We start from the raw sequence: 21,367 nt of genomic DNA, 5'->3' as shown, positions 1-21,367 counted from the left end.
TCCTTAACTTTCGTGCATGAGTGCAAAGGACATATCGGCGCGGCAGCAAACCTCACCGTTGACGCTCGCAGTACCCGTCGCAAAGCGGAACGGCCCGCGCGCTCGCGTGATGGAGCACACCAGGTCCACCGTGTCGCCCGGGCGCACCGGACGCTTAAAGCGCACCTTGTCCAGACTCGTGTAGAACGGCGTCGCGCCGCGCGCCTCCTCATCGCCCATCAGCAGCACGCAGCAGTTCTGGGCGAGCATCTCGCATTGGATCACGCCGGGGACCACCGGGTTTCCCGGAAAATGCCCCTGCAAAAAGTACTCGTCGCCCGTGATCGTGATCTTGCCGTGGGCCTCGTCGCCCACCAGCTCGGCCTCGTCGAGCAAAAGCATCGGCTCGCGATGCGGTAACAGCTTCTTGAGCTCTTCTTTGTTCATGGATATCACCTATCCGATCCTCATGAGGCAGCTGCCGAACTCCACGAGGTCGCCGTCGGCCACGCAGATCTCGAGCACCTCGCCATCCGCCTCTGCCGTCACCTCGTTGAGAACCTTCATGGCCTCGATGATGCAGAGGGTCTCGCCGGCCTTGACCTTGGAGCCCACGTGCACAAACGGCTCGTCGCCCGGCGCCGGGGCAGCATAGAAAACGCCGACCATGGGAGCGGTCACCTCGGTGCCCTTGGGCTCCGGTGCGGCGGCAGGCGCCTGCGCGGCGGGCTCCGGTGCGGCGGCAGGCACGGCGACAGGAGCCACCGCCGGAGCAGTCACGGCACTCGGCATAGGCATGGGCACGGCAACCGGCTGCGCTGCACTCGCGCGCTCGAGCTCGACCGCGGTGCCATCGGGCTCCTCCACGCGCACGCGCGTAAGGCCGCGGTCCTCCATCACATCGGCTATCTCGGCAAGTCTTTTGGAATCCATGCTCTAGCTCCTTGCATATCTACGCAGCGCGATGGCGGCATTGTGTCCGCCAAAGCCCAGATTGGTCGAAAGCGCCCAGGTAAGGTCGGCGCGAACCGCGCGATTGGGCGTGTAGTCAAGATCGCAGGCGGGATCGGGCGTGTGGTAGTTAATGGTCGGCGGCACCACACCCTGCTCGAGCGCCATGGCACAGGCCATGACCTCGATGGCGCCCGTGGCACCGATCATGTGGCCGGTCATCGACTTGGTCGACGAGACATGTGCGGCGCGCGCCGCGTCCTCGCCGAGCGCTCGTTTGATGCCCGCCGTCTCGGACGAATCGTTGAGTTTGGTCGAGGTGCCGTGAGCGTTGATGTAGAGGCCCTCAGAAGGCTTAACGTCGCCCTCGGCCACCGCCAGCGATATCGCACGGGCGATACCTGCCGCGTCCGGGTCGGGACTCGTGATGTGGTAGGCGTCATCGGTGTTGCCGTAGCCCACGACCTCTGCGTAAATGTGCGCACCGCGGGCCTGTGCGTGCTCCATACCCTCGAGCACGAGCACGCAGGCGCCCTCGCCCATCACAAAACCGTCGCGGTCTGCATCGAACGGGCGGCAGGCCGTCGCGGGATCGGGGTTGGTGGTCAATGCGCGGCAGGACGTAAAGCCCGCAACGGCATCGGGGATAATGGCGGCCTCGGCGCCGCCGGCCAGGATTGCATCGGCATAGCCGTGCTTGATGGCGCGGAACGCCTCGCCCACCGCATGGGCAGAAGTCGCGCACGCGGTCACCACGGGCAGGGTCGGGCCTTTTGCCTTATGGCGAATCGCAATGTTGCCCGAAGCCATGTTGGGAATCATCATCGCAATCATGTAGGGCGATGCGCGACGAGGCCCGCGATCGGCAATCGTGTGAACGTTGTCGACAAGCGTCTGCATGCCGCCCACGCCCGAGCCCACATAGACACCCAGGCGATCGCGATCGACCGCGCCCTCAACATCGAGGCCCGCATCGTGCATGGCCTCGTCCGACGCCGCCATCGCAAACTGAACACAGGGGTCGAGATGCTTGGCGTCATGCTTGCCAAAGTACTCGTTGCCGTCAAAGCCCTTGACCTCGGCCGCCACTTTAACGGCGAACGCATCGGTATCGAAGTGCGTGATCGGGCCGATACCGCACGTGCCGGCGCACATGGCCGCCCAGGTGGCAAGCGCGGTATTGCCGAGCGGCGATACGGCACCGATGCCGGTGATTGCAACTCTCTGTTCCATCATGGTCTCCTCATCCAAGCCGCTTAACCGGCTTGCTTTCTATATCGCCATTCCGCCGTCGACGCGTATGACTTCGCCCGTAATGTAAGCGGCCGCATCGCTCGCCAAAAAGCGCACCACGCCGGCCACTTCCTCGGGGCGCGCCATGCGCTTTAGGGGAATCTGCTCCTCGGTTGCCGCGCGAACCTTCTCTGAGAGTTTTGCCGTCATATCTGTCTCGACAAACCCGGGGGCGACCGCGTTCACTCGTACGCCGCGGGGCGCAAGCTCGCGCGCTACCGCCTTAGTCAGGCCGATAACGCCCGCCTTGGAGGCAGCGTAGTTGGCCTGCCCGGCATTGCCCATCAGGCCCACAACCGAGCTCATGTTGACGACGCAACCGCCGCGCTGGCGCATAAAGGTCTTGGTGAGCGCGCGCGTCGTATTGAACGTGCCCTTGAGATTGACATCGAGCACGCGGTCGAAGGCATCGTCGCCCATACGCATGAGCAGGCCGTCGCGCGTGATGCCGGCGTTGTTGACGAGCGCCCAAATGGAGCCAAAGTCATTGAGAATCGCTTCCACGCAGGCGTTGACGGCATCGGGGTCGGCCACATCGCATTGATACGCGCGCGCCGTGGCGCCAGCGGCCTCGCAGGATTCGCACGTCTCGCGCGCCGCATCGACGCTACCGGCATAGACGACGGCGATATCAAAGCCGTCCTCCGCCAGACCGACAGCGCAGGCGCGGCCGATACCGCGCGAGCCGCCCGTAACCAGTGCCACGCGACGTAAGTCGTTGCGCTCGAGCGTGCCGTTGTTCAAGTTGCCCATGTCATTCCTTTCGGGTTATAGCCCTGTGGACTATGCGAGCTCGTCGGCAATAGCTGCGACCTGCTCGGCCGTTTCGCACGAATACACGCGAACGTCGCTCAGCGTACGCTTGACCAGGCCCGACAGCGTTTTGCCAGGGCCAACCTCAATAAACGTGTCGATGCCTTGATCCTGCAGAGCATGCAGCGTTTCGACCCAGCGCACGGCATGGCTCACCTGGTTGGCCAAGACATCCGATGCTGCTCGCGGGTCCGCCGGGTAGGGCGCCGCCGTCATATTTGCCATAACAGGAATGAGCAACGGGGACGGCGTGTGACCGGCCTCGATATATGCAGCAAGGCCACAAGTCGCCTCGGCCATATAGGGGCTATGGAATGCACCCGACACCGCGACTTTCATAGCGCGGCCGCCAGCCTCTTTTACCAGGACGTCGAGCTCCTGCAGCGCCTCGGGCGCTCCGGCCACAACCGTCTGCTGCGGGCTGTTGTAGTTGACCGGCCAGCAGTCCTCGCCGGCTTGCGCAGCCAGGTTCTCGACTTGCGCTGCATCGAGCTTGATGACGGCGCGCATGCCGCCCGGATGGCGCTCGGCAGCCGCTGCCATCAATGCCGCGCGCTCACACACGAGCTCAAAACCCGCTCGCGTATCGAATGCCCCCGCAAAGGTGAGCGCGGCGACCTCGCCAAGCGAAAAACCCGCACAGGCGGCAGGCACCACGCCGCGCTCACGCAGGGCGGTAGCCGCTGCCAGGTCGTGAACGAACACGCACGGCTGCGTGTTCTCGGTCTGCGAGAGCTCCTCCTTGGAGGCGCTCCGGCACTGCTCGCTGGTCCCCGGGCGCACCTCGTCGGCAATGGCGAACACCTCGGCAGCCGCCGGCGATGCTTCGATGAGGTCAACGCCCATCGCGGGGTGCTGGGCGCCCTGGCCGGCAAACAGAAACGCTACGCTACCCATGTGGACGCACCCTTCAGAACGCGCTCGGCACCATCGACCAGGTCGTCAACGATTTCACGTGCGCTTTGGCGCTCGTTGACCATGCCGGCAATCTGCCCACACAAAAACGAACCCTCTTCGTAATTGCCGTCCTTGGCGGCCTTGCGAAGGGCGCCCGTACCCATGGCCCCGAGCTCCTCGGCACTTGCGCCCGCCGCCTCACTTTTGGCGTAGGCATTGGTAAAGGGGTTCTTGAGCGCACGCACCGGATGTCCCATCGAACGGCCGGTCGCGCGCGTCGAGGTGTCTCCCGCCTTGAGCACCAGCTCTTTGTATTGTTCGGAGACGGTACACTCATCGGCAACGAGAAAACGTGTTCCCACCTGGACGCCAGCGGCGCCAAGCATAAAGGCCGCTGCCACGCCGCGACCGTCGGCGATACCGCCAGCTGCCACAACGGGGACATTGACCGCGTCGACAACCTGCGGAACGAGCGCCATCGTCGATGTCTCGCCAATATGTCCACCCGATTCGGTGCCTTCGGCAACCACGGCGGTGGCCCCGCGACGCGCCACGAGACGCGCCAGTGCCACCGAGGCAACGACCGGGATGACCTTGATGCCGGCGTCGTTCCATGCCTTCATGTACTTGGTGGGATTGCCGGCACCCGTCACGACGACCGGCACCTGCTCGTCAATCACAACCTGCGCGACCTGGTCGGCAAACGGGCTCATAAGCATGACGTTCACACCAAAGGGCTTATCCGTCTTGGTGCGCAGCACGTGAATCTGATCGCGCAGCCAGTTGGCGTCGGCATTCATGGCCGCGATGATTCCCAACCCGCCGGCCTCGGACACGGCCGATGCCAGCGAGGCATCGGCAATCCAGGCCATGCCGCCCTGGAACACGGGCTTTTCGATGCCGAGCAGCTCGCAGAGAGGAGTCTTGAGCATCTCTACTTCTCCAATGCCGCCTCGACCGTATCGGCGAACTCGCCGACCGTCTTGGGGTTCTCCTCGGTATCGAGCTCAATGCCAAACTCGTCCTCGACGGCGACGAGGATCTCGACGGTGCCCAGGCTGTCGAGGCCAATCTCCTCGAGCGTGGACTCGGGCTTCATCTCGACGTCGTCAAGGCCAGCGGTCTCGCGGATAACGTCGCAAACGCGCTCGAAGGTCTTCTGATCTGCCATGGTAGTTCTCCTTTGTTTGTGCCCTAGGGGCGTTTTTATTTCCTATGTGCGACTACTTCCAGCGAAGTAAATAGCCACCTATATCCAAACCGGCGCCAAATCCAACGAGGGCGACGGTGTCGCCCGCAGTCAGTGCGTCGGTACGTGCCAGCCGGTCAAGCGCAAAGGGAATGCAGGCGCTCGAAATGTTGCCGGTCTCGCGCAGCGTTCGAACCACGCGCTCGTCTGGCACGCCGAGGCGCTTGACCGCCTGACTCAGGATTCGTTCGTTAGCCTGATGGAATACAAAATGATCGATGTCTTCGACCGAAATGCCCGCATCGATCGCAAGCTTATGGACCGTGTCGCAGATGGCGTTGACGCCGAACTTGAACACGCGGCGGCCATTCATGGACAGCACGCTCTCACTATCAGCGGAGTCCTTAAACGGCGAGGTGCCGATCAGACCGGGAACGCGCAACGTCTCGACGTCGGGCGCCGTCGAAAGCTCGACGGCAAGGGGGCTGTCTCCCCCAGCTTCTATCACTGCAGCACCCGCGCCGTCACCAAAGAGCACGCACGTGGCGCGATCTGTCCAGTCAAGCGCGCGCGTCATCTGCTCGGCAGCAACGACAAGCACATGCTTGGCTCGTCCTCGGGCGATATAGCCCTCGGCGACATCGAGCGCAAATACGAAGCCGGCGCAGGCCGCCGAGACATCGAAGGCAGGGCACGTCGCGCCCAGACGCACGGCAACGGCACATGCCTCGGCGGGAACAAGGTGGTCACCCGTTGTCGTCGAGCAGACGATCAGATCCAGCTGGCTCGCGTCGATTCCGGACACCTGGAGTGCCCGCTCGCTCGCCGCTACGGCGAGGTCGTCAAGTGACTCGGTGGAGCAGACGTGGCGGCTCTTGATACCTGTGCGGGTAAAAATCCACTCATCCGAGGTATCGAGGAACTCAGACAGCTCGTCATTGGAAACACTGCGCTTAGGAAGCGCCGAGCCTGTTCCAAGAATCGTGAAACCCATCACTAACCTCCTTTGAGTTGTTGACGTGTTTACATCGACCAAGAGAGGATAACGCATTTCAGTCGTTGTTGACGTGTTAACATTAAATTGTTCAAATGCGACAAAGGCTTCACATTGTGTCTATCTCTCGACACCATTACGCGATTGCCTTATTACCTTAGGAGGTAGCAGCTGTTATGGATTCTCGTTTAACGGTGGTCGACGTAACCGGATCGACCAACGATGACCTGCTCGAAGCAGGAAAACAGGGAGCGCCGCACGGCACAGGACTTGCCGCCCGGGCTCAGACAGCAGGACGCGGCCGGCGCGGCCACAAGTGGGATTCAACCGCCGGCAACCTATTGCTTTCGATTGTTCTGCGCCCATGCGTTAATCCTGCAAAGTACTCTGGTCTTGCCGCCGTCAGCGGCCTAGCGGTGCTCGAGGCGCTCGAAATGCAGGGCCTTGCAAACGAGATTGACCTCAAATGGCCCAACGATCTGGTCGCGCGAGGGCGCAAGCTCGGCGGCATTCTGGTCGAGGCCGCACGCGATAACGACGGCAAACCTTTCGCCGTCTGCGGCATTGGCGTCAATGTGAACTATGTGCCCTCGGAGGTTCCCGATGGCGGCCTGCCGGCAATCGGTCTCTCGGATCTCAACGAGAACGTTCCCGCCGTCGATGTGTTACTCAAGGAGGTCTATCACACCGTCGTAAACGCTGTGAACGCGTGGGCAGAGCGTCTCAACGCCATGGAAGATAACGCCGGACCACTCGCGCCCGTCCACGGCGAATATGTCGCTCACCTCAATTGGATTGGGGAGCACGTTATCGCCCGTTCCCCTGCCGGTGACGAGCTGGCACGCGGCATCTTTAAAACCGTCGATGCCTTTGGTCGCGCGTGTATCGAAACGGAAGGCGGCGTGCGATCCTTCCATTTTGAGGAGGCATCGCTGCGCCCCTTGAGCGAATAGGGCGCCGCAGCCACCTACTCGGCAGCAATACCCGGCAGTCCAAACCATCATTCAAAACAAAAGAGCCCCGCTACCGTAATGGTAGCGGGGCTCTGTAAGCTATGAGCGATATCGCTTAGAGCTTGATGTCGATGTCGACGCCAGCGGGAAGGTCGAGACGCATGAGCGAATCAACGGTGCCCGAGGTGGGGTCGAGGATGTCGATGAGGCGCTTGTGGGTGCGCATCTCGAACTGCTCACGGGAGTCCTTGTTCACGTGCGGCGAGCGGATAACCGTGTACAGGTTGCGCTCGGTGGGCAGGGGGACAGGACCGGAAACGCGAGCGCCGGTCTTCTGAGCGGTCTCAACGATGAGCTTCGCGGACTGATCGACGACCTCGTGATCATAGCCCTTGAGGCGAATGCGGATCTTCTGGGTAGCCAACTTAAACCTCCAAAGAGTGCGAGAGATGTTCTCGCGGATTACGTAACAGGGAGCTCGAACTTAGGCGTTCTTGCTCATGACCTCGTCCACGATGGACTTGGGCGCCGGCTCATAAGAGTCGAACTGCATCGTGTAGGATGCACGGCCCTGGGTCTGGGAGCGAAGGTCGGTAGCGTAACCGAACATCTCGCCCAGCGGCACCTTGGCACGGATGAGCTTGCTGTTCTTGCGATCCTCCATGCCCTCGATCTTGCCGCGGCGACCGGAGAGGTTGCCCATAACGTCGCCCATGTACTGCTCGGGGGTCTCGACCTCGACAGCCATGATCGGCTCGAGCAGCTGCGGATCGGACTTCTTGAGGGCGTCCTTGATAGCCATGGAACCGGCGATCTTGAAGGCGGCCTCGGAGGAGTCGACCTCGTGGTAAGAACCGTCGAACAGGGTGACCTTGACGTCGAGGACCGGGAAGCCGGCGATAACACCGGTGTTCAGGGCCTCCTGGATGCCCTTGTCGATGGACGGGATGTACTCCTTGGGCACGACGCCGCCGACGATAGCGTTGACGAACTCGTAGCCGAAGCCCTCCTCCATCTTCTCGAGCTTGATGACGGCGTGGCCGTACTGACCGCGACCACCGGACTGACGGACGAACTTGCCCTCAGCCTTCTCGACGTCGTGACCAGCGGTCTCGCGGTAGGCAACCTGGGGCTTACCAACGTTAGCGTCAACCTTGAACTCGCGGAGCAGACGGTCGACGATAATCTCGAGGTGCAGCTCGCCCATGCCGGCGATGATGGTCTGGCCGGTCTCGTGGTTGGTGGACACCTGGAAGGTCGGGTCCTCCTCGGCGAGCTTGGTCAGAGCCAGGGACATCTTGTCCTGCTCGGCCTTGGTCTTGGGCTCGATGGCAACGTCGATAACGGGCTTAGCGAACTCGATCTTCTCGAGGACGATCTCCTTGCCCTCGGCGCACAGGGTGTCACCGGTGGTGGAGTTCTTGAATCCGACGCAAGCGACGATGTCGCCGGCGGCAGCGTCGTCACGGTCGATGCGCTCGGCGGCGTTCATCTCGAGGATGCGGCCGAGGCGCTCGCGCTGACCGTTGGAAGCGTTGACAACGTAGGAGCCGGACTCGGCGCGGCCGGAGTAAACGCGGACGTAGGTGAGCTTACCGACGAACGGGTCGGTCATGATCTTGAAGACCAGGCCGGAGAAGGGCTCGTCGAAGGAAGGATGACGCTGGATCTCCTCGCCGGTGTCCGGATCGGTACCGGTGACGGCCTCAACGTCGAGCGGGCTGGGCAGGTAGTCGACGACAGCGTCGAGCAGCTCCTGGACGCCCTTGTTCTTGTAGGCGGAGCCCACGAAGACGAGGTTGAGCTCGTTGGCCAGAACGCCCTTACGCAGAGCAGCCTTGAGCTCCTCGACGGTGAAGTCCTCCTCCATGAGGATCTTCTCCATGAGCTCGTCGTCAAAGCTGGCAGCAGCGTCGAGGAGCTCCTCGCGCTTGGTGGCAGCGATGTCGGCAAACTCAGCCGGGATCTCGTCCATCGGCTCGGGGTAGGTCATGCCCTTCTCGTCGGCCTTGAAGTCCCATGCAGTCATGGTGACCAGGTCAATGACGCCCCAGAAGTTGTCCTCGGCGCCCATCGGGACCTGAGCGGCCACGGCGTTAGCGTCGAGACGATCCTTCATGGTCTCGATAGCGTTGAAGAAGTCAGCACCCACGCGGTCATACTTGTTGATGAAGGCGATGCGGGGGACGTTGAAGGTAGAAGCCTGACGCCAAACGGTCTCAGACTGGGGCTGGACGCCGGCAACGGCGTCGAAAACGGCGACAGCGCCATCGAGGACGCGCAGGCAGCGCTCGACCTCGGCGGTGAAGTCAACGTGGCCCGGGGTGTCGATGATCTGGATGCGGTAGTCCTTACCGTCCTTGTTCCAGAAGCACGTAGTGGCAGCGGAGGTAATGGTTACGCCGCGCTCCTGCTCCTGAACCATCCAGTCCATGGTGGCAGCGCCCTCATGGACCTCACCGATCTTGTGGGTCTTACCGGTGTAGTAAAGAATACGCTCGGTCGTGGTGGTCTTACCGGCATCGATGTGAGCCATGATGCCGATGTTACGGGTATCGGAAAGCTTGTACTTAGGCTTAGCCATGTTAGTTCCTTACCTTAACTTACCAACGATAGTGAGAGAACGCGCGGTTGGCCTCGGCCATCTTGAAGACGTCCTCACGCTTCTTGACGGAAGCGCCCAGGCCGTTGGAGGCGTCGAGGATCTCGTTGGCGAGACGCTCGGCCATGGTCTTCTCCTTGCGAGCGCGGGAGAAGTTGACGATCCAGCGGATACCCAGAGCGGTGGAACGACGGGAGTTGACCTCCATCGGGACCTGATAGGTAGCGCCACCGACACGCTTGGGCTTAACCTCGAGCGTGGGCTTGACGTTGTCCATAGCCTTCTTGAAGGTAGCGAGAGCGTCGCCACCCTCGGACTTCTCGGCAACGATCTCGAAAGCGGTGTAAACGATGCGCTCAGCGGTGGCCTTCTTGCCGTCAAGAAGGACCTTGTTGATGAGCTGAGTCACCAGGCGGTTGTTGTAAACGGCGTCAGGCTGAACCTCACGACGATTAGCTGCTGCACGACGCGGCATGTGAAATCTCCTTAAGTGTCTACCGTGCGGCGCTCAAGACGGCACACGGCGAAAGTATCAAAACGTTATCTGGCTTATTTAGCCTTGGGGCGCTTAGCACCGTACTTGGAACGGGCCTGCATACGGTTCTGGACCGGAGCAGCGTCGTAGGCGCCACGGATGACGTGATAACGGACACCAGGGAGGTCACGGACACGACCGCCGCGGACGAGCACGATGGAGTGCTCCTGCAGGTTGTGGCCCTCACCCGGGATGTAAGCGGTAACTTCGATGCCGTTGACAAGGCGAACACGGGCAACCTTACGAAGAGCCGAGTTCGGCTTCTTGGGGCTCGTGGTGAAGACGCGGGTGCACACGCCGCGCTTCTGGGAGTTGTGCTGCAGAGCAGCGTTCTTGGACTTCTTGGGCACGGAACGACGGCCCTGGCGAACCAGCTGGTTAATAGTAGGCAAAGCGTACTCCTTCTCGAATGATTCCAGCTTTCTGTAAAGTGCAACGGCTTGAATCGAGGGGTCAGCATCCCCCTACGAAACACGCATTTCGATAGGATACGTGGCGTTAGCTGTGCCGTCAACAGACCACGCCGCCGGGCGTATCCTAAAATCAGCACATTTCCGCAAAGCCTACACAAAAGGAATCCCCGCCTGTGCGCGGGGGCGGATTCCCGGTCCGGGCGGCCCGCTGTTTAAGTTTGCCGCTCTACAGTCCTGCGCAAGACGGAAAGCACATTAAGTGCTTTCCTTTGCGTGCGGAACTCGCGACAAACTTAAACGGCGGGCCGCCCGGGCCGGAAATCCGACGTGCTCGTCGGGGCAACGTTACCCGCCAAAAAGGGACAGGTTTATTTTGGTCGGTTTTATCTGGGGAAACGTCGCGCTCCAACGGTGATCTGCTCTCACCTGTCGCATGGAAATCGGCGGCGCTTTCGGAAGTATGCGGCAAATTCTGGACCCGCCGAGCGCACCGGGGTTTTGCGATAATAAACCCGCAGGTAGAGCGCTTGAGCATATACGGTGTGGTCGACCCATCAAGATTTTGCCGCATACTTCAGGAATGCAGGCGAATATCGTGCGGTCTAACCGCCCATTTACCGCAAAGAAGGCCGCTTCCCCTAGTAGAAAGCGGCCCCAAATCTTACGAATAGACGATGGTAAAGGGTTCCGACGTTTCGGCGCCCCCTGTTGAAGTGCAGCGTGTGCCTTCGAGCGTTACTGAAACCACTTGGTCGACATCAATCAACTTCGTTGGCACCCAAATGTTCTCTCCGCTATTGCGTCCCATCGAAACATAGAAATTGTACGCCCCTGCGTCGTCATCTTCGATAATCTGCTCTGACCCATCCTTGTAGGTGACGGTCAGTTTATGATCAGCTGCTTCATAGCCCAGATCATCGATGTGCGTCTGGATGGAAAACGGACTGATCTCGAGAGGCGAGTCATCGGAGCGGAGTTCTTTTGTATCGACGTGCGCTCCGACGTTAAACTCTGGCGTCGATACCTCGATCACCTTCGCATCCTCACCTTTGCCCTCCGTCCAACTGATATTCCAGGTGACCGCATGTCGTAAATCTCGATCGCGATTCCAAGATGCAAAGTACATCGTGCCGTTAATGACCGTGTCGCTTGATGTGTCTTTATCAATGGTGCAGCGTGTATCAGCCCATTCCTCGCCGAAGTTCATGCTGGGTGTACTGACGCCCCCTTCTTCTTCACCATAGAGAACAAGTTCGCCAAGCTCTGCCGCTGGCTTGTAGTAGTTAACGCCATTCGGATTGGACAATGTAAACGTCACAGCACCGCAACCGTTCTCGTCGATTGCCATCTCATGAATGTCGAGCGTATAGCCGTTGCCCTCGACGGACAGATTGACCTTCTGGACTGCACCCTCCAGGCTTTGGGGCGCGATACCATCACCAAACTCTCTGGTGTAGGTATATTTCGTCCCCGACGAGCCGCCATTTGTCCAGGTAACGGACTCTCCGTTGCCATGGTTTCCCCAGGCAGAGGCAAAATAACTGGAATTGACAACAGCGTAGGCGACCCCTCCGGTCGCCAGCACTCCGGCAAGACATCCGATTACGGCAACATACAGAGGCTTCGCGTGACCCTTTCGGCGAAGCGGCTCGCCAGCAGCGGCATAAAGAACACGGTCAGCAAGATCGCTATCGGCTTGGACGGACTCGAAGGCCTGCTTGATCTGGTTGGATTTCACGGTCGCCCTCCTCTAGGATGAACTTGAGCTTCGATCTGCCGCGAGCTAAACGCGTTCGAACGGTCGCGGCTGGCACATGCAGTAACTCGGCAATTTCTGAAGTCGAGAAGCCCAGATAGTAATAGAGCACGATAGGAATACGGAATCGTTCCGGAAGCCGCATGACATCTGACAGGACGGCCTTGGTCTCATCCTGCGCTGTCGAAAGCGAATCGGCCAGATTCTCAATATCCTCCACGCGCCTCCACGGCTTTCGAAAGAGAGATTTACATTCATTGATCGTGACCCGGATAAGCCATCGACGAAGATGCTCCCAGTTTTCAAATTGCGCGTCGCTTTTGAGCAACTTAAGAAAGACGTCTTGAGCGACATCGTCGGCGTCAGCGCGATCACGCAGATACGTCAATGCGATCCGAAACACGACATCCCGGTGGTCTTCGACCGCCTGTCTAAAAGCTTGTTCTTCCATAATCACCTCCCGGTGACATTAATGGTTCTCGATGAGGCCCTCACCATAGATACGCTCTTGTCGGGCGAAATGTTTCAAATTCAAGCATGAAAAACCGACCAAAATAAACCTGTCCCTTTTTGGCAAGGGATCAACGGAACGCAACAGGTTGAGCATACGCAAGCGAGCGGCCCCCAGAGCGTACAAGGTGGCATGAAAAAGGCAGGGCATTGACCTTTTGGTCATGCCCTGCCTTTTGAATGACAGATTGTAGCTCTGGGGGCCGCGCAGCGACGGAGGTCGCCGCCGTTCGTTAGAACGGCGGAACTAGTTACTCCTCGTCGTTGTCCTTGGCCTCTTCGGCGTCGTCGGTGTCTACGAGCTGGTTGAGTAGCTCGTCGAGGGAAGCCATGTCCTCGTTGATGGCACCGTTGGCGGGAGCCTTCTTGTCGTCGATCGGGGCGCCCAGGAGCTCCTCGTCGGCGTCGGCGTGATGCGTCGGAGCGGAGGTACCCAGCAGGATATCGTCCGGACCGTCGGGGCTAAAGACCATCTGCAGCAGCTGCGAGAGGTCTTCCTCGTCGGCAACGTCGTCGTTGTTCTCGAGGATGTAGAGCAGGTCGTGGGCCTCCAGGCCGTCACGGAGCTCCTCGATCGCCTTGGCACCGATGCCATCGATGCGCAGCAGATCCTCCTCGGACTTGCCAACCAGGTCGCCGACCGTCTCGATGCCGACCTCGCTGAACTTGTTGGTCCAGCGCTGCGACACGCCCAGGTCGTCGAACAGGTACAGGCGAGCCTTCTCGGCGGAGATGGTGTGGCCGTTGCGGGTGAACGAACCGTCAGCACCACCGAACTCGTCGTAGCCGGCCCAGTCGAGCTGCTGCGGGAGCTGCTCGTCCAGGTCCTTGAGCTCAACCGGAGCCCACTCGGGCAGCGACTTGGCGTTGGGCGAAGCCGGGCCGTCAATGTCGACATAGCCGTCGGCCGTGCGATACGTCAGCTTGGCGTTGGCGTACGGCTTGAGGCCGGTACCAGCCGGGATCTTCTTACCGACGATGACGTTGGACTTAAGGTCGAGCAGGTGATCGACCTTGCCCTCAATGGCAGCCTCGGTAAGGACGCCAGCGGTACGGATGAACGAAGCGCTCGACAGCCAGGAGTCGATGTTGGACGCGACCTTGAGCGTACCCAAGATGACGGGCTCGGCCACAGGAGCCTGACCGCCCAGACGGGCAACGCGCTCGACCTCGTCGGCGAACTCGTAGCGATCGACGTACTGACCAAGCAGGTACTTGGAGTCGCCGGGGTTGGTGATCTGAACGCGACGCAGCATCTGACGTGCGAGCACCTCAATGTGCTTGTCGTTCAGGTCGACGCCCTGGCTGGTGTAGACGTCCTTGACGCTCTCGACGAAGGTGTGCATCGTCGACTCGATGTCGGTCAGCTTGCGCAGGTTGCGGAAGTTGACGAAGCCCTTGGTGATCTGGTCGCCGGCGCGAACCTCGCAGCCGTCCTCGATCTCGGGCATAAAGCGCACCGATGCGGGGACACGACGCTCGTCGAGGACACGGGTGTGATCCTCGGAGTCGGTGAGCGTCAGCACGTACTCGGACTTCTCGGGCTTAATCGAGAGGTGGCCGGAGTACGGAGCCAGCTCGGCCTCGCGACCCAGGATCTTCTCGTTGACGTTGCCGACGATATCGAACATACGGCTGACCGTAGGCAGACCCTGCGTAATATCGTCGACGCCAGCGACGCCACCGGAGTGAATGGTACGCATCGTAAGCTGCGTACCGGGCTCGCCGATGGACTGGGCGGCAATAATGCCGACCGCGGTACCGATGGCGACCGGACGACGGGTGGAAAGATCCCAGCCGTAGCACTTCTGGCACACGCCGTACTTGGAGCGGCAGGTGAGCAGCGCGCGAAGCTTGACCTTCTTAAGGCCGGCATCGACCATCTTCTGGATGTCGGCGACCTTCTCGATGTAGCCGTCCTGCTCAAAGAGCACGGTGCCATCGGGGGCCACGACGTCCTCAATGAAGCAACGGCCGACGAGGTCGGTGTTGAGGTCGGTGGTGCCGGGGATGATGAGGTTGTAGGTAACGCCCTCATGCGTACCGCAGTCCTCCTCACGGACGATGACGTCCTGGGCCACGTCGACCAGACGACGGGTCAGGTAACCAGAGTCCGAGGTGTGGGATGCAGTATCGACCAGGCCCTTACGGGCGCCGTAGGTCGAAATGAAGTACTCGAGCGGCAGCAGGCCCTCGCGGAAGTTCGCCTTAATGGGAAGGTCGATCGTCTCGCCGGACATGTCTGCCATCAGGCCACGCATGCCACCGAGCTGACGCAGCTGGGTCTTAGAACCACGGGCGCCGGAGTCGGCCATCATGTAGAGCGGGTTCTCCTCGTCGAACATGTCGAGCATGAGCGCTGCGACCTTGTCGGTACAAGCGGTCCACTCGTTAACGACTTCGATGTGGCGCTCCGTCTCGTTGATGAAGCCCTCCTCGAAGTACTCGTTGATCTGGTCGACGTTGGCCTGGGCGCGATCGAGCAGTTCCTGCTTCTCGGCAGGGATGAGAGCGTCCCATACCGAGATGGTGAGGCCGGCGCGGGTAGCGTAGTGGAAGCCGGAGTACTTGATGGCGTCGAGAATCGGGCCGACTTTGGCCTCGGGATAACGATCGCAGCAGTCGGCAACCAGCTTGGCCACATCGCCCTTGGCCATCTTGTAGTTCATGAACTCGTAGTCTTCGGGCAGGCACTGGCGGTTGAAGATGATGCGGCCGATAGAGGTCTCAAAGCGCGCGGTCTTGTTGCCGGTGACGTCGTAGTCGACAAACTCGTTCTTGCCGTTCTTGACGCGGAAGATACGGGTGCCGTCCTCGTTGATGACGTTGGCGTTCTCGGCGGACACGCGGACCTGGATCTTGGCCTGCATGTCGACCTCGGAGCGGCAGTCATAGGCGTGCAGCGCGTCGTCGAAGCTGGCGAACACGCGGTTCTCGCCGGGCAGGCCGTCGCGGACCTGGGTGAGGTAGTACACACCGATGATCATGTCCTGCGAGGGGATGTTAACCGGCTTGCCGGATGCCGGCGAGCGCAGGTTGTTCGCAGAGAGCATGAGCACGCGAGCCTCGGCCTGGGCCTGGCTGGACAGCGGCACGTGGACAGACATCTGGTCGCCGTCGAAGTCGGCGTTGAAGGGTGAGCAGACCAGCGGGTGCAGGTGGATAGCCTTGCCCTCGACCAGCACCGGCTCAAAAGCCTGGATGGACAGACGGTGCAGGGTCGGTGCACGGTTGAGCAGCACGACGCGGCCGTCGATGACCTCTTCGAGGATATCCCACACAAAGGTGGCACCGCGGTCGATAGCACGCTTGGCGCCCTTGATGTTCTCGACCTTGCCAAGCTCGACCAGGCGCTTCATGACGAAGGGCTTGAAGAGCTCCAGCGCCATGGTCTTAGGCAGACCGCACTGGTGCAGCAGCAGCTTGGGGTCGGTAACGATGACCGAACGGCCGGAGTAGTCGACACGCTTGCCCAGCAGGTTCTGACGGAAACGACCCTGCTTGCCCTTGAGGGCCTCGGCGAGCGACTTGAGCGGGCGACCGCCACGGCCAGAGACCGGGCGACCACGACGGCCGTTGTCGAACAGGGCGTCCACGGACTCCTGGAGCATGCGCTTCTCGTTGTTCACGATGATCGCAGGGGCGTCCAGGTCGAGCAGGCGCTTGAGTCGGTTGTTACGGTTGATCACGCGACGATACAGGTCGTTGAGGTCGGACGCGGCGAAGCGGCCGCCGTCGAGCTGGACCATCGGGCGCAGATCGGGCGGAATGACCGGGATGACGTCCAGGATCATGTTCGCGGGGCTGTTGCCGCCCTTCAGGAAGGCGTCAACGACCTCGAGGCGCTTAACGGCCTTCTCGCGCTTCTGCTTCTGGGAGTCCTCGTCGGCGATGATGGCCTTGAGCTTCTCGGCCTCGGAGGGCAGATCGATGGCGGCGAGCAGGTCGCGGACGGCCTCGGCACCCATGCCACCCTTAAAGTACATGGAGTAGTAGCGGGTCATCTCGCGGAACAGTGGCTCATCGGAGATGAGGTCGCGCTCGGTGAGCTTCATGAAGGCGTTGAAGGCGTCCGTGCGGAGCTGCTTCTCGTCCTTGCACTCTTCCTCGATGTCGACGATACCAGAGGCGATCTCCTCGGGGGTCAGCGGCTCCTCGTCGGAGAACTCGTCAAAGTTCTCGGGGTTGCCCTGCTCCTTGAGGGACTCGATCTGGCGGGCGCACTCGGCATCGATCTCTTCCAGATCGGCGGCGAGCTCCTCGCGCAGGTCGTCAGCGTCGGCCTCGCGGGCCTCGTAGTCGACCTCGGTGATGATGTAGCTGGCAAAGTACAGAACCTTCTCGAGGTCCTTGGACTTGATGTCGAGCATACGGCTCATCGGGAAGCTCGTGGGGCTCTTGAAATACCAGATGTGGGACACGGGAGCGGCGAGCTCGATGTGGCCCATGCGGTCGCGACGCACCTTGGCCGAGGTGACCTCGACGCCGCAGCGCTCGCAGACGATGCCCTTAAAGCGGATGCCCTTGTACTTGCCGCAGGAGCACTCCCAGTCCTTGGCGGGACCGAAGATCTTCTCGCAGAACAGGCCGTCCTTCTCGGGCTTGAGGGTACGGTAATTGATGGTCTCCGGCTTCTTGACCTCACCGTGCGACCAGGAACGGATCTGGTCGGCGGAGGCAAGGGAGATCTTTACCGAGTCAAAATCAGTAGCTTCGAAATCTGCCACAGTCAACTACTCCTTATCAGTGGTCGTGGCGGCGACAGCCTCGGGTGCCTCGGCGGTCTCGGCATCCTGGGCCTCGGCGTCGGCGTCAACGCCGGCGAGCGCAGCCAGGTCGTCGAGAGCAGAGGTCTCCTCGGCGGTCACAGGGGCGGAGGCGTCCTCGTCGGCATCGTGCATGGGCTCGATGTCCAGTGCGAGGGAGCGGATCTCCTTGACGAGAACCTTGAAGGACTCGGGGATACCCGGAACCGGGACGTTCTCGCCCTTGACGATGGACTCGTAGGTCTTGACGCGGCCCACGGTATCGTCGGACTTGACGGTCAGGATCTCCTGCAGGACGTTGGAAGCACCGTATGCATACAGTGCCCAAACTTCCATCTCGCCGAAGCGCTGGCCGCCGAACTGAGCCTTGCCGCCCAGCGGCTGCTGGGTAACCAGGCTGTAAGGGCCGGTCGAACGGGCGTGGATCTTGTCGTCGACCATGTGGCCGAGCTTGAGGATGTAAGACGTACCCACGGTAATGGGCTCGCGGAACTCCTCACCGGTGCGGCCGTCGAACAGGCGGGTCTTGCCGCGCTCGTCAAGCTGGGTAACAAACTCGGGGCGCATGTGATCGCCAAAGGCAGCGGTGGCCTTGTTGAGCATGTTCTTGTTGGCGCGACGGATGACCTCGGCGATCTCGTCCTCCTTGGCGCCGTCAAAGACGGGCGTCGCGGTGAAGAACGGACCGGGGACGTACTTGTCGGAGTCGGCCTGCTCGGTATCCCAACCGCAGGCAGCAGCCCAGCCAAGGTGGCACTCGAGCAGCTGGCCGACGTTCATACGCGAAGGAACGCCCAGCGGGTTGAGGATAACGTCGATCGGGGTACCGTCAGCCATGTAGGGCATGTCCTCGACCGGCAGAACGTTACAGATAACGCCCTTGTTGCCGTGGCGGCCGGCGATCTTATCGCCCTGCTGGATCTTACGACGCTGGGCGACGTAGACGCGCACCTGCTCGTTAACGCCGGGGGCCAGGTCGTCGCCGTTCTCGCGGCTAAAGCGGACGACGTCGATGACGCGGCCGTAAGCGCCGTGAGGCATCTTAAGGGAGGTGTCACGAACGTCGTGCGCCTTGGCACCGAAGATGGCGCGCAGCAGGCGCTCCTCGGCAGTCAGAGCACTCTCGCCCTTAGGCGTGACCTTGCCGACCAGGATGTCGCCAGGGCCGACCTCGGCGCCGATGCGGATGATGCCGTCCTCGTCAAGGTTGGCAAGCATGTCCTCGGAGAGGTTCGGGATCTCGCGGGTGATCTCCTCGGGGCCGAGCTTGGTGTCGCGGGCGTCGATCTCGTGACGGGTGATATTGATGGTCGTCAGCAGGTCCTCGGCCACCAGGCGCTCGGACACGACGATACCGTCCTCGTAGTTGAAGCCTTCCCACGGCATGTATGCCACGGTGAGGTTCTGGCCCAGTGCGAGCTCGCCATGATCGGTCGAAGGACCATCGGCCAGAGGCTCGCCCTGCTCAACGGTGTCACCGACGCGCACGAGCGGACGGTGGTTGATGCAGGTGGACTGGTTGGAACGCTGGTACTTGGCCAGGTGATACTCGTCCATGCCGCCAGCGTGCTTGACGATAATCTTGGAGGCGTCGGCAAAGATGACCTCGCCGGCGTTCTTGGCCAGGGTGACCTCGCCGGAGTCCAGGGCGGCGCGACGCTCCATGCCGGTACCGACATAGGGAGCGGCGGGGTGAACCAGCGGCACGGCCTGACGCTGCATGTTGGCGCCCATGAGCGTACGCTTGGCGTCGTCGTGCTCAAGGAACGGGATCAGCGTGGCTGCGACGGAGAGCATCTGACGCGGCGAGACGTCCATGTAGTCGACGTCCTCGACGGGCACGTCAGCGGGAGCGCCGAAGGAGCCGTCGAAGTCGCGGGTACGGGCGATCACGGTGTGCGGACGAACGATCTTGCCCTCGGCATCGGTCGTGATGAACTCGTTGGTCTTGGGATCGAGCGGCGTGTTGGCCGGCGCGATGACGTGCTTCTCTTCCTCGTCAGCGGTCATCCAGTCGATCTGGTCGGTGGCAACGCCGTTCTCGACGCGACGGAACGGGGCCTCGATGAAGCCGTACTCGTTGACGCGGGCGTAGAGGGCGAGCGAGCCGATCAGGCCGATGTTGGGGCCTTCGGGGGTCTCGATCGGGCACATGCGGCTGTAGTGCGAGTTGTGAACGTCGCGGACGGCCGTCGGCACGTTGGTGCGGCGGCTGGAGCCGGACTTGTGGCCGGCAAGACCGCCAGGGCCGAGTGCGGACAGACGGCGCTTGTGGGTCAGACCGGCCAGGGGGTTCGCCTGGTCCATGAACTGCGAGAGCTGCGAGGAACCGAAGAACTCCTTGATGGAGGCCACGATCGGACGGATGTTGATGAGCGACTGCGGGGTGATCTCGTCGATGTCCTGGGAGCTCATGCGCTCACGGACGACGCGCTCCATACGGCTCATGCCGATACGGAACTGGTTGGCGACGAGTTCGCCGACGGTGCGGATGCGGCGGTTGCCGAAGTGGTCGATGTCGTCGACCTTGAAGCCCTGCTCGCCGGCAGCGAGGGACAGGAGGTAGCGCAGCGTCGCGACGATATCCTCGTCGGTGAGCACCGTGACCTCTTCCTCGGTGGTGAGGTTGAGCTTCTTGTTGACCTTGTAACGACCGACGCGGGCCAGATCGTAGCGCTGCGGGTTAAAGAGCAGGCCCTCGAGCAGGCTGCGGGAAGCGTCCACGGTGGGAGGCTCGCCCGGGCGCAGGCGACGGTAGATCTCGATGAGGGCGTCCTCGCGGGTGAGGGCGGTGTCGCGCTCCAGGGTGCGCTTGATCACATCGGAGTTGCCGAGCAGCTCGATGATGTCGTCGTTGGTGACGGCGATGCCAAGGGCGCGCAGGAACATCGTGGCGCTCTGCTTGCGCTTACGGTCGATGGAGACCATGAGCTGGTCGCGCTTGTCGACCTCAAACTCAAGCCAGGCACCGCGGGACGGGATGATCTGGGCCTTGTAGATCTGCTTGCCCGAATCCATCTCGGAGCTGTAGTACACGCCCGGGGAGCGGACGAGCTGCGAGACGACGATACGCTCGGTACCGTTGATGATGAAGGTGCCCTGATCGGTCATCATGGGGAAGTCGCCCATGAAGACGAGCTGCTCCTTGATCTCGCCGGTCTCCTTGTTGGTGAGACGGACGTCGGTCAGAAGCGGAGCCTGATAGGTCATATCCTTCTCGCGGCACTCCTCGACGGTGTGCGCGGGGTCGCCGAACTGATGCTCGCCGAAGGTAACCTCGAGAACATGGTTCTGGCTCTGGATGGGGCTGGATTCCTTGAACGCCTCACGAAGGCCCTCGTCCTTAAAACGCTCAAAGGATTCCCTTTGAACAGAGATAAGGTTGGGGAGCTCCATGGCCTCCGGGATTTTCCCGAAGCTGACGCGCTTGCGCTCAGTGGCAGTGTATGCGTAGGTCACCAGGTTTTTCCTCCTTCACGGAAATGCTCGGTGGGTTGGCGAGGCATAGCTTCGCCAGTTATCGCAACCTAATAGTTTATCAGGTACCGACCGTTGGGCAAGAAAAGCCTTGACGCGATTGAGTTTTTGGAGTAGCAAAGTTTTTCGAAAGAAAACACGCAGGTAGATGTATGTATATCGAACATCTGTTCATATATTTTCTGTGAACAGAGCTGCTGATGCGCGCCGCTGAACGGCGAAATGACGGCGAGGGTTGG

At 61.2% G+C, this 21,367-nt stretch carries 17 protein-coding genes; 1 reads left to right on the top strand and 16 read right to left on the bottom strand.

Going from position 1 to position 21,367, the window contains the following annotated elements; genetic code table 11:
* Positions 1-3: 3 nt before the first annotated feature.
* The 8 genes from fabZ to DXD56_RS01360 are packed head-to-tail and all read right to left on the bottom strand — an operon-like array spanning position 4 to position 6,116.
* Entirely contained in the window at positions 4-426 is a 423-nt protein-coding gene (fabZ, locus tag DXD56_RS01395; protein WP_099432064.1) for a 3-hydroxyacyl-ACP dehydratase FabZ, read from the bottom strand.
* Positions 427-435: 9 nt separating this feature from the next.
* Positions 436-912: an acetyl-CoA carboxylase biotin carboxyl carrier protein gene (accB, locus tag DXD56_RS01390; RefSeq protein WP_117639582.1), complete on the bottom strand. Its 477-nt coding sequence runs from the start codon at positions 910-912 to the stop codon at positions 436-438.
* Positions 913-915: 3 nt separating this feature from the next.
* The gene (fabF, locus tag DXD56_RS01385; protein WP_117639580.1) at positions 916-2,163 is read right to left on the bottom strand and encodes a beta-ketoacyl-ACP synthase II; all 1,248 of its coding nucleotides are present in this window, start codon (positions 2,161-2,163) and stop codon (positions 916-918) included.
* Positions 2,164-2,202: 39 nt separating this feature from the next.
* Entirely contained in the window at positions 2,203-2,976 is a 774-nt protein-coding gene (gene fabG, locus DXD56_RS01380; protein ID WP_117639578.1) for a 3-oxoacyl-[acyl-carrier-protein] reductase, read from the bottom strand.
* 30 nt (positions 2,977-3,006) lie between these two features.
* Positions 3,007-3,933 carry an ACP S-malonyltransferase gene (locus DXD56_RS01375; protein ID WP_117639576.1) on the bottom strand — a complete coding sequence of 309 codons (927 nt, stop codon included), beginning with the start codon at positions 3,931-3,933 and terminating at the stop codon, positions 3,007-3,009.
* Positions 3,921-4,865, bottom strand: a complete 945-nt coding sequence (fabK, locus tag DXD56_RS01370) for an enoyl-[acyl-carrier-protein] reductase FabK (RefSeq protein ID WP_117639575.1) — start codon at positions 4,863-4,865, stop codon at positions 3,921-3,923. The genes DXD56_RS01375 and fabK overlap by 13 nt, the downstream gene beginning before the upstream one ends.
* Before the next feature lie 2 nt (positions 4,866-4,867).
* Positions 4,868-5,104 (bottom strand): acyl carrier protein, encoded by a 237-nt coding sequence (locus tag DXD56_RS01365; protein ID WP_117639573.1) that lies wholly within the window; start codon positions 5,102-5,104, stop codon positions 4,868-4,870.
* Between the two features lie 52 nt (positions 5,105-5,156).
* Complete coding sequence (locus tag DXD56_RS01360; protein WP_117639571.1) at positions 5,157-6,116, bottom strand: 3-oxoacyl-ACP synthase III family protein; 960 nt, start codon at positions 6,114-6,116, stop codon at positions 5,157-5,159.
* 176 nt (positions 6,117-6,292) lie between these two features.
* Between DXD56_RS01360 and DXD56_RS01355 the strand changes: the two genes are divergently transcribed.
* Positions 6,293-7,069 carry a biotin--[acetyl-CoA-carboxylase] ligase gene (locus DXD56_RS01355; RefSeq protein WP_117639569.1) on the top strand — a complete coding sequence of 259 codons (777 nt, stop codon included), beginning with the start codon at positions 6,293-6,295 and terminating at the stop codon, positions 7,067-7,069.
* A 115-nt stretch (positions 7,070-7,184) separates the two neighbouring features.
* Here the strand turns inward: DXD56_RS01355 and rpsJ are convergent, their stop codons facing one another.
* The 8 genes from rpsJ to DXD56_RS01310 all read right to left on the bottom strand — a co-directional run bounded on the left by rpsJ (position 7,185) and on the right by DXD56_RS01310 (position 21,047).
* Positions 7,185-7,493, bottom strand: coding sequence for a 30S ribosomal protein S10 (rpsJ, locus tag DXD56_RS01350; RefSeq protein ID WP_022094184.1), 309 nt, complete (start codon positions 7,491-7,493; stop codon positions 7,185-7,187).
* Between the two features lie 60 nt (positions 7,494-7,553).
* On the bottom strand, positions 7,554-9,653 hold the full coding sequence (gene fusA, locus DXD56_RS01345; RefSeq protein WP_022094183.1) for an elongation factor G: 2,100 nt from the start codon (positions 9,651-9,653) through the stop codon (positions 7,554-7,556).
* A 19-nt stretch (positions 9,654-9,672) separates the two neighbouring features.
* Entirely contained in the window at positions 9,673-10,146 is a 474-nt protein-coding gene (gene rpsG / locus DXD56_RS01340; protein WP_006235013.1) for a 30S ribosomal protein S7, read from the bottom strand.
* A 74-nt stretch (positions 10,147-10,220) separates the two neighbouring features.
* Entirely contained in the window at positions 10,221-10,598 is a 378-nt protein-coding gene (gene rpsL / locus DXD56_RS01335; protein ID WP_006235012.1) for a 30S ribosomal protein S12, read from the bottom strand.
* 682 nt (positions 10,599-11,280) lie between these two features.
* The gene (locus DXD56_RS01330; RefSeq protein ID WP_117639567.1) at positions 11,281-12,357 is read right to left on the bottom strand and encodes a DUF4179 domain-containing protein; all 1,077 of its coding nucleotides are present in this window, start codon (positions 12,355-12,357) and stop codon (positions 11,281-11,283) included.
* Positions 12,308-12,826 (bottom strand): RNA polymerase sigma factor, encoded by a 519-nt coding sequence (locus DXD56_RS01325; protein ID WP_233524901.1) that lies wholly within the window; start codon positions 12,824-12,826, stop codon positions 12,308-12,310. The genes DXD56_RS01330 and DXD56_RS01325 overlap by 50 nt, the downstream gene beginning before the upstream one ends.
* Before the next feature lie 310 nt (positions 12,827-13,136).
* Positions 13,137-17,612, bottom strand: coding sequence for a DNA-directed RNA polymerase subunit beta' (locus DXD56_RS01315; RefSeq protein ID WP_199411523.1), 4,476 nt, complete (start codon positions 17,610-17,612; stop codon positions 13,137-13,139).
* Between the two features lie 6 nt (positions 17,613-17,618).
* Entirely contained in the window at positions 17,619-21,047 is a 3,429-nt protein-coding gene (locus DXD56_RS01310) for a DNA-directed RNA polymerase subunit beta (RefSeq protein ID WP_233524902.1), read from the bottom strand.
* Positions 21,048-21,367 lie beyond the last annotated feature (320 nt).

It is taken from the genome of Collinsella sp. TM06-3 (assembly GCF_003436395.1).
Classification (GTDB): Bacteria; Actinomycetota; Coriobacteriia; order Coriobacteriales; family Coriobacteriaceae; genus Collinsella.
The sequence above is the reverse complement of the archived record's forward strand: the minus strand, read 5'-3'. Positions and strand labels throughout refer to the sequence as shown.